The sequence below is a fragment of the Streptomyces sp. 8N616 genome (assembly GCF_052246385.1).
Classification (GTDB): Bacteria; Actinomycetota; Actinomycetes; order Streptomycetales; family Streptomycetaceae; genus Streptomyces.
Genome location: NZ_JBQQBY010000009.1, coordinates 1 through 13,596, shown reverse-complemented (window position 1 = coordinate 13,596; position 13,596 = coordinate 1). Strand labels below are relative to the sequence as shown.

The window sequence follows — 13,596 nt, the reverse complement described above, 5'->3', positions numbered from 1 at the left end:
GGGGGGTGGGGTCAGGTCACCGGTACATACCCCAGCTTCTTGTCCACGACGTTCAGCAGCGGCTCGCCCGCCGCCCAGCGGTCGAAGTTGTCCATGAACTGCTCGGCGAGCGCGTCCCGCCAGCCGAGCGTGTCGCCACTCATGTGGGGCGAGACGAGCAGCCCCGGCACGTCCCAGATCCGGCTGTCGGCGGTCAGCGGCTCGCTCTCGAAGACGTCGAGGGCCGCGCCGCCGATCGTCCGCGTCAGCAACGCGTCGACCAGGTCGTTCTCCACCACAAGCGGTCCGCGGCCCACGTTGATGAAGCGGGCCGACGACTTCATCCGGGCGAAGGTGGAGGCGTCGAACATGCCCCTCGTGGCTTCTGTGAGGGGAGCCGCGCAAACCACCCAGTCGGCTGACGGCAGCAGACCGGACAGCGCGCCGCTGCCGTGCACCCGGCCGAACTCCGGATCGTCCTCGCGCGCCGTACGGCCGACCAGCTCCACCCTGACGCCCAGTCCCGCGAGGGTACGGGCGATGGCGCGGCCGATCGGCCCGGAGCCGACGACCACGGCCAGGGTCCCGGCCAGCCGCATCGTCTCCCGGTGTTTCCAGCGCCGCTGCCGCTGCAGCTCCCAAGTGCCATGGAAATCCTTGGCCATGGCTACCACGAGCCCGGCCACGTACTCGGCGATCGGCTGCTCGAAGACCCCGCGCGCATTGGTGACCACGGTGTCGGAGTCGATCAGCTCCGGGCACAGGAGCCGGTCCACGCCCGCGCTGGCGGTGTGCACCCAGCGCGGTCTTGGCCCGCCGCCCGGCCAGGCATCGCGTACCGCGTCGGAGGTGAAGTCCCAGACCAGCAAGGCGTCGGCGGTCGGCAGCAGCTCGGCGAGGGACTGCTCGTCGCTGAGGACGATGCGGGCGCGGCCGGCGATCCGGTCGAGCCGCGGCGGAGGGTCGGCGCCGAAGACAAGGAGGGTGTTCTCGGACATTGGCGGGAAACCGTTTCGAAACGTTGATCCGCTTCTCTCGGACTGGAGAAGGCGGTGAACGGCCTGAGATGTGAGGATTGACCACGCTAGGGAGCAGAAACTACCTTCGTCAACACGGGCTTCTGCCCCGCATCTGTCCCGACGTCCCGGCGTGCACCGGCTTTCTCGACCTGCCGTTTCCTGCGGCCATTCGGCCCAGCCCTCCGTTCGCATTGGGGCTTGAAATGGACGTCTCCTTTCTGGGTGGCCCACACCCGCAGCGTGGTGTGGGCGTCGTAGCACCGTTTGACTTCGCTCTCGATCGCGAACTGTGGCGCTGGGTTCCGGACGATGTGTCGCTCCATCTGACTCGCACCCCTTTTGTGCCGGTCGAGGTCAGCCTCGACCTCGCACGGCTGGTCAGTGAGCACGAGACTCTTCGGGAGGCCGTACAGGCGCTGTGCGCGGTCGCGCCCGAGGTCGTCGCGTACGCCTGCACCTCGGGCAGCTTCGTCGGCGGTGTGGCCGGGGAGCGCGGGATGTGCGCGGCGATGGAGCAGGCCGGCGAGATGCCGGCGGTGACCACGTCGGGCGCGCTGCTCGATGCGCTGCACGAGATCGGCGCGAAGCGGATCGCCCTGGTCACGCCGTACACCAGGTCCGTGACGACCACCCTCGAGGAGTACCTCGCCGAGGGCGGCGTCTCGGTCACCGGGCGCGCGTACCTCGGGCTGACCCGGCACATCTGGAAGGTTCCATACCGGGACGTAGTGGACATGGCGCGGCAGGCGGTGGTGGGCGCGGCCGACGCGCTCTTCATCAGCTGCACCAACCTGCCGACGTACGACGTGATTCCGCAGCTCGAGGCGGAGCTGCGGATGCCGGTGCTGTCGGCCAATCAGGTGACGATGTGGTCGGCGCTGCGGCGGATCGGCGAGCAGGCGGTCGGGCCGTACCAGGCGCTGCTGGACCCGGTGGCCCGGCGTGGGCCCGCGGCGATGTCCTCCTCCTCGTCCCCCTCGTCTCCCTCGTCCCCTTCACCGCCGGTGGAGTCGGCTCCGTCGGCGGCTGCGGCTCTGCCTCCGGTGGAGCCACCGCAGCGGCCGCAGCCCGAACCGGAGGCGGCCTTCGCCGGGTCGCCCGGCGTGGCGCCGGACGCGGAGGCGGTGGACGGTCTGGACCCTCCGCCGTTCCCGGACGAGCCGGGTGGGATGACGCCGACGTGATGACGCCGACGTGATGGTGCCGACGTGATGGTGCCGACGTGATGGTGCCGACGTGATAGTGGCGTGACTCAGGACGTGGCGGCGCGGGGCTTTCACTCGGATGGGGGAGGGCGCGGGATGGAACCTGGCGGCCTTCGCCGGTGTATTGAAAGCAGTTGAGCGGCGCGGGACTGAGCAAGCGACGCGCGATGAGCGATTGCGGGACGAGCGACTGGCTCGGCTGACTAGGGACGAGGGGGGCGAACGATGAAAGACGCGGAGGTGGAGATGGCGCACGCGGCGACCGGACCGGCGGTGGGATTCCTGTACCCCGGACATTCAGCGGAGGACGACTATCCGCGGCTCGAATCGATGCTGTCGTCGGACATCCGGCTGCCCCTGGTCCACACCGACATCGGCGAGGACGCCCACCGCGTGGACGCCCTGCTGGAGATGGGATCGGCCACCCGGCTCGCCGCGGGTGTCGCGGAGCTGAAGGTGCGCGGGGCGCAGGCCGTGGTCTGGGCCTGCACCAGCGCCAGCTTCGTCTTCGGCTGGGAGGGCGCGCAGGAGCAGGTGCGGGAGCTCTCGCAGACGGCGGCGATCCCCGCCTCCAGCACCTCCTTCGCCTTCGCCCATGCCGTACGGGCCTTGGGCGCCGACCGCGTCGCCATCGCCGCGACCTACCCCGAGGACGTGGCCGAGCACTTCACCGCCTTCCTCAAGGCGGCCGGCGCGGAGGTCGTCGCCATGTGCGGCAGCGGGATCATCACCGCGGCGGAGGTGGGCACCTGGGGGCGCGAGGAGGTGCTGCGGCTGGCCCGGGCGGGCGACCACCCCGACGCCCAGGCGGTGCTGCTCCCGGACACGGCGCTGCACACGGCCGCGTATCTCACCGACCTCGAGACGGAGCTGGGCAAACCGGTGCTGACCGCCAACCAGGTCACGGTCTGGGAGGGCCTCCGCATCCTGGACCGCCCTCTGGCCCGCCCCAACCTGGGCACCCTCTTCACGACAGCCTGACCGCCGGTCTCCGCGGCAGCCGTCCGGGCGGGGCGGAGGCCCGCCCGGGACAGGCGGGAGGCCTCCGACGGGCACGCGGTCGGGCGGGCCCTCCGACCGGCCCGCGGGCAGGCGACGGCCAACGATCGGGCCGGGCGAGTCCCGCTGGCTCTCCTGTATCGCGGGGGAGAAGGGGCCGGGGTCAAGCCGTCGGTGGCGGGCGGCGCCCGTAGGAGTCCCTTCGTTCGAAGGGCGGGTGGGTAGGGAAGGCGCGCCGCAGGCGCCGGGGGAGGAGATGGGCGGCGCTCCGGCGGCGGGAATAAACCGGAGCACGTCTCCGGTTGGGCCTCTGCGGCAAGCAGATCGACCAGGGAGGCGGGCCGCATGGCCACCACGCACGACACCATCCGCGGCACCGCCGCCGGAACCGCACCGGTTCCGCTGTCCGTACTCGACCTCGCCACCGTCGGCACCGGCCTGACCGCCACCGACGCGCTCCGCACCAGCGTCGAGCTGGCCCGGAGCGCCGAGCGGCTCGGCTTCCACCGCTTCTGGGTCGCCGAGCACCACTCCATGCCCGGTGTCGCCAGCTCCTCCCCGGCCGTCATCCTCGCCCACCTCGCCGCGCACACCGACCGCATACGGCTCGGCTCCGGCGGAGTCATGCTCCCCAATCACGCCCCGCTCGTGATCGCCGAGCAGTTCGGCACGCTCGAAGCCATGGCCCCCGGCCGGATCGACCTCGGCCTCGGCCGTGCCCCCGGCACGGACGGCGCCACCGCGGCCGCCCTCCGCCGCACCGACAGGCTGGAGGAGGGTGCCGACGAGTTTCCGCAGCAGCTGGCCGAGTTGATCCGGTTCCTGGACGACGACTTCCCGGACGGCCACCCGTACCGCCGTATCCATGCGGTGCCCGGGCCCATCCAGGCCACCGCCCCCGGTGGGGTGCAGTCACCCGCCCGGCCGCCCGTCTGGCTGCTCGGCTCCAGCGGCTTCAGCGCCAGGCTCGCCGGGATGCTCGGCCTGCCGTTCGCCTTCGCCCACCACTTCTCCGCCGCCAACACGATCCCCGCGCTCGACCTCTACCGAGAGTCTTTCCGGGCTTCGGCCGTGCTCCAGGAGCCGTACGCGCTGATCGGCGTCTCCGCGCTGGCGTCGGAGGACGAGAAGGAGGCCCGCCGCCAGGTGCTGACGGGCGCTCTGTCGATGGTGCGGCTGCGCACCGGGCGGCCCGGCCTGATCCCCTCCCCCGAGGAGGCGGAGGCGTATGAGTTCAGCCCGGTGGAGCGGGAGTTCGTCGACAGCTGGCTGTCGAATGTCGTGCACGGCACAGCGGAGGAGGTCCGTGACGGTCTCGACGCCCTCGCCAGGCGCACCGGCGCCGACGAGCTGATGATCACGGCCAACGCGCACACCCCCGCAGCGCGCCGGCGCTCGTACGAGCTGATAGCCGAGGCGTGCGGGTTCCCGGGCTCCGGGGCCCGTTGATCCGGGCCAGTTGAACAGGCCCGTTGATCGGGACCTGCCGGGCGGGCCCGTCGGTCGGGACCCGTCGGTCGGGGCCCGTTGCTCCGGGCCCATTGGTCCCCTTGCCCCTCGAGCTCTTCGGCCTCTTCATCCCGCGAACGAAAGCCCATTGACGCGGCGAGTCCCGCTCAGCCTCCGCCGAGCAGTGCGGAGATCCGGTCCGCCGGCACCGGCCGGGAGTAGAACCAGCCCTGGCCGGTGTCACAGCCGATGTGCCGCAGCCGTTCCGCCTGGCCGGCGCTCTCCACGCACTCCGCGGTGACCGTGAGGTCCAGACGGTGTGCGAGCTGCACCATGGCCTCGACGATCGTCTCGTCCGCCGGGTTGGGGTGCTCCTCGTCCTGGAAGCCGCGGACGAACGAGCCGTCGAGCTTGAGCACCGACACCGGGAGCCGGCTGAGATAGGCGAGGTTGGAGTAACCCGTCCCGAAGTCGTCGATCGCGATCGATACGCCCATATCGCTGAGGGCCTGGAGGGCCTGCAGCGGGCGGCCAGCGGACCCCATCACCGCCGACTCGGTCAGCTCCAGCTGCAGCAGCTCGGGCGGCAGCCCGGTCTCCTCCAGGATTCCGGCGACGTCCGCCACCAGGTCCGAGTCCCACACCTGCCGTACCGCGACGTTGACGCTGACGAAGACCGGCGGTGCCTCCGGGTGCTCGAGCTGCCAGCACCGCGCCTGACGGCAGGCGTTCGCCAGCACCCAGCGGCCGAGTTCGACGATCGAGCCGTCCTCCTCCGCCAAGCCGATGAACCGGTTCGGTGCCAGCGTGCCGAACTGCGGATGCCGCCACCGTACGAGCGCCTCGACGCCCCGCACGGCCCCGTCGCCCAGCCCGACCAGGGGCTGGTACTCCAGCGTGAACTCCCCGCGCTCCACCGCGGGCCGCAGCGTGCTCGACAGCGCCTGGCGGGTCATCCGGTGGGCGTTGCGCTCGGGGTCGAAGAGCGTCCAGCGGGCCTTCCCGTCGGCCTTCGCCCAGTACAGCGTGGTGTCGGCGGCCTGCATCAGCCCGGTCGCCGTCGTCCCGGCGACCGCACGTTCCACCACACCGATGCTCGCCGAGACGGACAGCCGCTGCCCGGCGAGGTCGAACGGTCGCTGCAGCGAGGCCAGTACGGCACGGGCCAGCGCCGCCACCTGCTCCGTACCGGTGGAGTCCTCCACCAGCACGGCGAACTCGTCACCGCCGAGCCGCGCCACCAGATGGCCGCCCGGCCTTCCGTACCCCGTCTGGTCCGCGCACTGGACCAGGCGCTGGGCTACGGCGCTCAGCAGTTCGTCGCCGACGCGGTGCCCGAGCGTGTCGTTGACCGCCTTGAAGCCGTCGAGGTCGAGATAGCAGAGCCCGATCCGGCCGGTGGCGCCCCCGCGGTCGTACGCGTCGGGGCCCAGCGCCGCTGCGAGCCGCTCGAAGAAGAGCGCCCGGTTGGGCAGCCGCGTCACCGGATCGTGCATCTGCAGATGGCGCAGCCTGGCCTGAAGGTCGCGCCGGTCGCTGATGTCCGCGACCGACAGCAGCGCACTGCCGCTGTCCGGGAGGGGCGCGACCGTGACCTCCGTCCACAGAGACTGGCCGTCCGGGCCCTTGAGTCGGCGGGTGCAGCGGAGGGGTTCGGCGCGCCCGCGCAGCACCTCGCCGTACGCGGTCCAGGTACGGGAGTCGTGGCAGAGGTCGACGAGGTCGGCGGCGGCCTCGTCGGCGAGCCGGGACGGATCGGTACCGAGCAGTGCCGCGAGTGCGTGGTTGGCGCTGACCACCCGGCCATCGCGGCCGACCACGGCCATGGCGAGCCGTGCGGCGTTGAACGCTGCCTGGATGTCACGGGCCCGGGCTTCGCGAGCCCGGGCTCCACGGGCCTCGGCCTCACGGGACCGGGTCTCAACGGCCCGGGCCTCATGGGCCGGCGAGTCACGTGCCCCGGCCTCACGTGCCCCGGCCTCACGTGCCCCGGCCTCACGTGTTCCGGTCTCACGAGCCCGGGCCTCATGGGTCGGCGAGTCACGGGCTCCGGCGGCCGGGTCCGCGAGCCGACGGCGGCGCATCTGGCTACGCTCCGTGATCATCGGCGGCGTGATGCCGGGTCCGGGGACCGGCCCGTCGGGGGGTTCGCTCACCGGTCGCTCCCGCAAGTGCACTCGTCACGTACAGATTCGTGAGGTGGTCCGGTCGTCGGCGAACGACCGCCCATGGAGGAATCCGCGCTGGAAATGTGGCGATCATAGGGGCCTTCGAGACGGCCCTTCCAGTAGCCCCGTCCGTGACGCCGGGCACCCGTGACGACCGGTCGATCGTTTCTGCGCTCCTCCTGCGCGACCCTGATGCAGCGCTGACCGCCAGTGACTTTCTGTTATGTATGAACATGCTCGTGCGGCTCACTCGACCGGGCCACCGGAACAGGGCACCAGTGGACAAAAACCCACAAAGTGGATGAGGTGTCCCGATTCCAGCCGGGAGGTCGACGTGCCGCGTCCGCAGACACCCGGGCGAGTGGACCGGTCGCGGCTGCGTACCTTCGCCGCCGCCTTCACCTCCCTCACCGCGGTGATCGCCACGTCTCTCGTCGCGGGCCCGGCCACCGCGGTCAGCGCCGCGGGCCCCTGCGCACTGGCGCGCACCGACGATCACCACTCCGAGGGCGTCGACACCTGGAACAGCGCCTATCCGCGCCCCCTGCACAGGCTCCACGCGGTCATGGTCTTCCTGTCCTTCCCCGACTCGAAGCCGCAGGTGGCCCCCGATGACCTGGCCGCCGACTACTTCCCCGACACCTCCCGCTTCTTCGCGCGCGCCTCGTACGGGCGGTTCAGGCTGGACACCGACCCGGTGCGCGCCTGGGTCCGGATGCCGGAGACCTCGACCTCGTACGGGATACAGCGCGACTGGGACCCGAAGCGGCGCTCCGACTATCTGCGCGACGCCATCGGGGCGGCCGACCGCCGGGTGAACTTCGCCCGGTACGACGTCGTGTATCTGGTCGCGGACCCGGACGCGCCGGGTGTCGACTCCGACGCGACGAAGGTCGTCAACTTCGAGCAGCCGCTCCGGGCCGACGGCACCCAGCTGCGCCGGGTCGTCACCGTCTTCGAGGAGCACCCGCCCGACCGCAACGTCCTCGCCCACGAGACCGGGCACGTCTTCGACCTGCCCGACCTCTACCACCGGCCCAGGGACGGCAAGAGCGACTGGGACACGTACGTGGGCGACTGGGACCTCATGGGCAGCCAGTTCGGGCTCGCGCCAGAGCCCCTCGGCTGGCACAAGTGGAAGCTGGGCTGGCTGAACCGCGGCCAGGTCGGCTGCGTGGAGAAGAGCGGCACGAGCGTGCACAGCCTGGATGCGCTCGCCGCCCCGCCCCGCCGGGGCTCGGACGGCGGCACCCGGCTGCTGGTTATCCGCACGGGCGCGGCGACGGCGATCGCGGCCGAGGTCCGCGAGGCGCACGGCAACGACAGCGAGACCTGCACGGAGGGTGTCCTGGTCTACCGGGTGCGCAGCGGGGTGGCCTCGGGCGGCGGACCGGTCGAGATCCTCGACGGGCACCCGAGGTCCGCTGCCTGCCCGGCCGCCTCGGTCTTCCCGCCGCTGGCGGACGCGCCGCTGGGGGTGGGGGAGCGGCTGACCGACCGGGACAGCGGGGTGGCGGTGGAGGTGCTGGGCACAGACGAGGGCGGGCGCTGGACGGTACGGGCCACCCTGCCGTGAGGGGCGCGTGATCGCGTACGAGCCGCGTACGTGAAGGCCGCAGACATGACGAAGGGCTCTCTCGCAGAGCGAGAAAGCCCAGGTCAACGGTGGAACCGTAAGTGCGCCGCCAGGGACTCGAACCCCGGACCCGCTGATTAAGAGTCAGCTGCTCTAACCAACTGAGCTAGCGGCGCCCGACGTGGAAGACATTAGCATCCTGGTCCGGCGGAAAGAAAATCGATAATTTCCGGGGTCCGCCGAGGCCGCTCAGGGGCCTGAGCGGGGCCTCAGCCGGCCACTGGGGCGTCGCCGCGCACGGCCTGGACGCAGGCCCAGAGCATGGCTTCGGTGCCCGGCAGCCACGGGTGCCGCACGTCGGGGGCGACCAGCCAGCGCGAGCCGTTCCCCGCCGTCTCGCCGCCCGAAGGGGGCGGGCTCACGGGCGGCACGGTCACCGCGTCCCCTGCGCCATGGCACAGCAGCGGTGGCACCACGTCGCTCCACCCTCCCCCTGACTTCGTCGCGGGCCCCACCCAGTCGAGCTGCGCGGGGAGCCGGTGGGCGGTGCCGGGCGCGGCGAAGAGCAGCATCCGGCCGCGGTGCGCCGCCACCGGTCCCGACCCGGGGCCCTCGGACCACAGGCGGTCCAGCATCCGGCGGCCGAAGACGGCGGGGGCGTTGATCACGTCGAATGCGGTGCCACAGGGCAGTACGACGGGGGCGGTGGGGCGGGCGGACCAGAGGGCGAGAGTGCTGCGGGGGAACGGGCCCGCCGAGGCGAGCCAGTCGGCTCCGGCGGGCGTGACCCCGTCCGCGGTGCCCTGCGGCTCGGCGGTGCCTACGGTCCTCTGTGCGCGTACGGCACTCCGGCCGCATCTGGCGCTCTCGGCGCCTACGGCGCCGAGGACGTCGAGGCGGTGGTGGGTATCGGGGCGGTGCCGGGTATCGAGGCGGTGCCGGCTATCGAGGTGCCGGGTGTCCCGCTGCCAATCGCTCATGGCATACACACCTACGCGGAGGAACGGTTCCGCTCCCGGTTTTGCCGGAAATCCGGACACAGCGGGACGTGGAGGCGTACTGTGCCCGGGCACTCGGCGTGTGGGGTCACGCACTCAGCGCGGGGGTGGGCGGTCGCGTCGCGGGCCGCCGTCGCCGCTACTCGGCGGCCAGGCCGCCGCCCTCCAGCAGATCGCGGCCGAACTCGATCATCTTCCGGGCGTAGTCCTCGCTCCAGTCCGCGCGCTCCGCGATCACGGCGGAGGAGAGCCGGTCGAACCGCTTGGGGTCGGCGAGCTGGGCGGCGGCGATGGCCTGGAACTCCGTCGCGCGGTCGGCGGCCTCCTGGAACGCCACCGCCAGCTCCGTGGACCTGGCCAGCAGTTCGCCCGGATCCTCCATCGACTCCAGGTCGAAGAAGTGCTCCTCGTCCTCCAGGGCCTCCGGGGGCTCGAACAGCAGCGCCGCGGGCCGCAGCCGTCGCTGCGCGTCGTCCGCCCGATGATGAGCCGGCCGCGGCTCCGACATTGATCTACCTCCGACGCTCTTCCTCGATCGATCGATCGCTTCACATGGCCTGTGCCCATGAGCTCAGGCTCCGCCGCCTCTATTGTCCCGCGCTTGGCAAGTGCGGGGCGGAAGAAGGCCATCCGGTTGGTTTCCTTCGGCCCCGGCACCGCGGTCCTCAGCACCGCGGCCCTCACCCCGGGGACTGCCCGCCGGGCCATGGCACCCGGTGTTCCGCGAGGTGCGAGAACACCGCGTGGTTCGCCTCCCAGCCGTCCGGAAATTTCACCGTCACCCCCAGCTGCACCGGTTCCGTCGACGGATGCTCGTCCAGCAGCTCGGCCACCCCCGCCCGGCACACCACGACGCACGCGTGCCGGTGGCGGGACGCCAGTACGCACAGCCGACCCGTCTCGAGATGGAAGGCCGTCGCATCCGGTCGCCCCGACAGCGGGTGCAGCACCACTGTCACATCGAACTCCCGGCCCTGCAGCCGGTTCGCCGTGTCCACCGCCACTCCCGAGACCCCCAGCTCCGCGAGCGCGGCCCGCACGGCCGCCGCCTGGTCGCGGTGCGCCGTACCGACCGCGATCCGGTCGGCGGTCAGCGGTACGGGCTGCTCGGCGCGCTCGCTGGTCGCCGCGCCGCCCCGGTCCAGCAGCCGCCGCACCACCAGCGCCACGGCCCGTACCGCCTCCGGGTCCGTGCGCGGCGTGCGCCGCGCGGGCAGCTCCAGAAGGCCCCAGCCCGATTCGGCCGCCTCGTCCAGCACCCGGTCGGCCGCCGAGCCGTCCGACGGCACGCCGAACGACAGCCGCCGGTCGCCGTGGTCCGTACCGCTGCGGAACGGCGTGTAGGGATAGAAGGCGTCCGAGACGAGCGGCGCGGCGGAGGCGGGCAGCCGCCACGACACGGGCAGGCGGTGCTGCGGCAGATCCGGGTTGTGGGCCAGCAGCGTGCTCACGGCGCTCGCCGACGGGTCGTACGACAGGCCCGCCCACTGCTCGGCGCCCACCACGCTGAACGGGTCCAGCTGGCCCGGGTCGCCGACGAACAGCGCCCGCTCGAACAGGCCCGCCACGGCCAGCAGCGCGTCCGACCGCATCTGGTACGCCTCGTCGACGATCGCGTGCCGCCACGGCTCGACGGCCTTGGTGTGCGCCCACTTGGCGGCGGTCGAGATGACGATCTCGAGCCCCGCCAGGTCGGCGGCCTTCGCGGACTTGACGACGGAGGTGTGCTGGTCGAGGACCGGGTCGTACGGGTGCGGCTCGCTGCTGTGCAGCCTGCCCACGGGGAGGTCGGGATCGGCCGTCGCGAGCCGGTCGGCGAGATCGTCCACCTGCGCGTTCGTCTGCGCCACGATCATCAGCGGGCGCCCGGCGGCGGCCAGCTCGCGCGCCGCCCGCACGACGAGGGTCGACTTGCCCGCACCGGGCGGCGAGTCCACGACGACGCCGCGGTGCGTGCCGTGCAGCGCGTCGTGCAGGATCGCGTCCGTCGCGCGCGCCGCGGCGGCTCCGGGATCGAATCCGGGCGCCGCCGGGCTGCTGTCGCCCGTCACCGCGCACCCTCCGCGGGAGCGGCCGCGCGGACGCGCGCTTGGACGTGCCGGGGCGCGGCAGAGGGGCTCTGCTCGGGGGAGGGGCCGCGGGCGGCGGACGGGCGGCGGACGGCGGAAGGGCCGCGAACGGCGCGCGGGCCGCGGACGGCGCGCGGGGACGGGGACGGGTACGGGGCGGCGGGGCCCGGCCCGATCCGGATCGCAGGCCGCGGCCCCAGGGGCGGCCGAGTACCGGTCACAGGTAGTCCTCCGAGGTCACGGGGTCAGGGCGGTCGGCGGCGGCTCCCGCGCCGGAGGAGGCGGCTGGTGGGCCGCCGTGCGTCCAAGGGGTCCCCTCCGGGTCCGGCAACTCGGGGCCGCCGCGGGGGGCGTGCTCGAACAGCGTCCAGCACACACGGTCGCCCTCCTCCGGCACCGAGCCCGGCACCGGGACCTTGCCCCGCCCCATCCCGCCGGTCAGACGCACCACAAGCGCGCCCGGCTCGTACGACACGAACTCCCCCGTCTGCGTCTTGCCGTCCGCCAGCGCGCGGTACACCTTCGCGGACTCGGCCAGATGCGGCCGGTCGTCCGTGCGGACGGTGATGAGGGGGCGGGGGCGAGGCACCTTCGCCTCGCTGTACGCCATGACCACCTCGGTCACCGCGCCCGCGAACGCCTCGCCTGCCAGCCGCCGCCCCGCCATGACCAGCGGGTCGTCCAGCGCCTCCTGCGCGTCGAGCAGCGCCTGCGCCGTCTCCCGGGCCGCCAGCTTCTGCGCTGCGGTGACCGCGTCGTCCCGCTTCGGCTGCGGTGGTTCACCGGCGCGTACGCGGTCGCGGTGGCCGGTGTACGACCAGCGGTCCCGCTTCCAGCGGTCGGGCACGCGGGCGCCTTCCGGGAGCGCGCGCAGCAGGTCCACGCCGCGCCACAGGGCGTCCCAGGTGGGGCGCAGCTGGGAGGCGACGAGCTGGCGGATCTCCGCCTCCGCGCGGGCGGCGGCGTTGGGTTGGTTTGCGTTTGGTTGGGTCGCGTCGGGTCGGCCGGCGCCGGGTTGGTCGGTGTTCGGTTGGTCGGTGATCGGTTGGCAGCTGTTCGGTTGGTCCGCGTGCGGTCGGTCTGTATGGGGTTGGTCGGCTCTCTGCTCGTCCGCCGCGCGCGCCGCGTCGTAGCGGGCCATGGCCGGTGCCAGCCGCTTGTTGTCGAAGACCGGGTCGGTCGCGGGACCGGCGGGCGGGCACAGCAGCAGCCCGTCAGGGCCGCGCTCCAGCTCGGCGCGCAGGGCCGCGTCCGCGCCCGACTCCCCGTCCGGCGGGTCGATCCAGGCGAGGAGCGCGCCCAGGTGCTGGTCCTCCAGATCGCTCTGCCCGGTCGCCCAGTGGCGGGACAGCAGCTCGGTCATGGACAGCAGCAGAGAGGCCCCGGGGACGCGGGACCGCTCGCCGTAGTGCGTCAGCCAGCGGCCGAGCAGCGGCACGCGCGCGGGGGCCGGATACGGGGTGTCCGGGTCCTGCTCGGCGGTGCGGCGGAACCGCATCGACCGGCCCAGCAGCCGTACGAACTCCACGCCTGCGGAGCTCGGGACCAGCAGCTGCGGCGCGTCCGAGCACAGCTCGACCTCGACCGGCACCTTCTTGCCGGTCTCCGGGTCGGTCTCCTTGCGCTCCGCGGTCTCGACGCCGTCCGCGTACGACTCGAGGTACGGCAGCACGGCCTCCGCCAGCTCGGCGAGGAAGGCGAACCGCAGGTCGCGGTCGCGCGATTGGGGCACGACGAGCAGCCGCGGGGCGTCCCGCTCGGTACCGACGAGCGCGCCGAGCGGGGCACCCGCCTCACCGGCGGTCGTCAGCGGCACGAACGCGAGGGGCCGGGCGGACACATGCCGGTGCCGCACGGTCGCCTTCGGCTGCGCCCGCCCGCCCTGCACGGCCTCGAGCCGGGCCAGTGTCGTGATCAGCGACATGCGACCTCCGCTCGGGGAGGACGGCACGTGGCGCGCGGGGCCGGGGCGTGCCCGCCGCCCCGCCTTGCGCCGCCCCCTGCCCGGCACCACGAAGGCACGCGCCTCGCGCCCCACCGAGCGCAGGGGGTCTCGCGCCGCCACCGCTCCTTGGGCGGGGTGCCTGCGGTGCGGTGGGCGCCGAGTGCCTCGCACCGCCGCGGCGCCTTCGAC

General features: G+C 73.0%; 10 protein-coding genes and 1 tRNA gene. 4 read left to right on the top strand and 7 right to left on the bottom strand.

Annotation, left to right across the window (positions count from 1 at the left end; all coding sequences use genetic code 11):
* Positions 1 to 11 precede the first annotated feature (11 nt).
* Positions 12 to 977: a D-2-hydroxyacid dehydrogenase gene (locus tag ACTWQC_RS10325; protein WP_443315298.1), complete on the bottom strand. Its 966-nt coding sequence runs from the start codon at positions 975 to 977 to the stop codon at positions 12 to 14.
* 224 nt (positions 978 to 1,201) lie between these two features.
* On the opposite strand from ACTWQC_RS10325, the gene ACTWQC_RS10320 reads away from it, so the two are divergent.
* The 3 genes from ACTWQC_RS10320 to ACTWQC_RS10310 all read left to right on the top strand — a co-directional run bounded on the left by ACTWQC_RS10320 (position 1,202) and on the right by ACTWQC_RS10310 (position 4,651).
* Complete coding sequence (locus ACTWQC_RS10320) at positions 1,202 to 2,182, top strand: maleate cis-trans isomerase family protein (protein WP_443315297.1); 981 nt, start codon at positions 1,202 to 1,204, stop codon at positions 2,180 to 2,182.
* A 246-nt stretch (positions 2,183 to 2,428) separates the two neighbouring features.
* Positions 2,429 to 3,184 (top strand): maleate cis-trans isomerase family protein, encoded by a 756-nt coding sequence (locus tag ACTWQC_RS10315; protein ID WP_443315296.1) that lies wholly within the window; start codon positions 2,429 to 2,431, stop codon positions 3,182 to 3,184.
* A 363-nt stretch (positions 3,185 to 3,547) separates the two neighbouring features.
* A complete protein-coding gene (locus ACTWQC_RS10310) occupies positions 3,548 to 4,651 on the top strand; it encodes an LLM class flavin-dependent oxidoreductase (RefSeq protein ID WP_443315295.1) in 1,104 nt (367 codons plus the stop codon).
* Between the two features lie 167 nt (positions 4,652 to 4,818).
* On the opposite strand, the gene ACTWQC_RS10305 is transcribed toward ACTWQC_RS10310, so the two are convergent.
* The gene (locus tag ACTWQC_RS10305) at positions 4,819 to 6,477 is read right to left on the bottom strand and encodes a putative bifunctional diguanylate cyclase/phosphodiesterase (protein ID WP_443315447.1); all 1,659 of its coding nucleotides are present in this window, start codon (positions 6,475 to 6,477) and stop codon (positions 4,819 to 4,821) included.
* A gap of 676 nt (positions 6,478 to 7,153) precedes the next feature.
* Here ACTWQC_RS10305 and ACTWQC_RS10300 point away from each other — a divergent pair.
* Complete coding sequence (locus ACTWQC_RS10300; RefSeq protein WP_443315294.1) at positions 7,154 to 8,395, top strand: M6 family metalloprotease domain-containing protein; 1,242 nt, start codon at positions 7,154 to 7,156, stop codon at positions 8,393 to 8,395.
* Positions 8,396 to 8,497: 102 nt separating this feature from the next.
* Here ACTWQC_RS10300 and ACTWQC_RS10295 read toward each other — a convergent pair.
* From ACTWQC_RS10295 to ACTWQC_RS10275, 5 genes are all read right to left on the bottom strand, one after another.
* Positions 8,498 to 8,571, bottom strand: a tRNA-Lys gene (locus tag ACTWQC_RS10295).
* A 93-nt stretch (positions 8,572 to 8,664) separates the two neighbouring features.
* A complete protein-coding gene (locus tag ACTWQC_RS10290) occupies positions 8,665 to 9,375 on the bottom strand; it encodes a bifunctional DNA primase/polymerase (protein ID WP_443315293.1) in 711 nt (236 codons plus the stop codon).
* Positions 9,376 to 9,532: 157 nt separating this feature from the next.
* The gene (locus ACTWQC_RS10285; protein WP_443315292.1) at positions 9,533 to 9,901 is read right to left on the bottom strand and encodes a hypothetical protein; all 369 of its coding nucleotides are present in this window, start codon (positions 9,899 to 9,901) and stop codon (positions 9,533 to 9,535) included.
* Positions 9,902 to 10,073: 172 nt separating this feature from the next.
* Complete coding sequence (locus ACTWQC_RS10280; RefSeq protein WP_443315291.1) at positions 10,074 to 11,444, bottom strand: AAA family ATPase; 1,371 nt, start codon at positions 11,442 to 11,444, stop codon at positions 10,074 to 10,076.
* A gap of 235 nt (positions 11,445 to 11,679) precedes the next feature.
* Positions 11,680 to 13,386, bottom strand: a complete 1,707-nt coding sequence (locus tag ACTWQC_RS10275) for a hypothetical protein (protein WP_443315446.1) — start codon at positions 13,384 to 13,386, stop codon at positions 11,680 to 11,682.
* Positions 13,387 to 13,596: the final 210 nt, after the last annotated feature.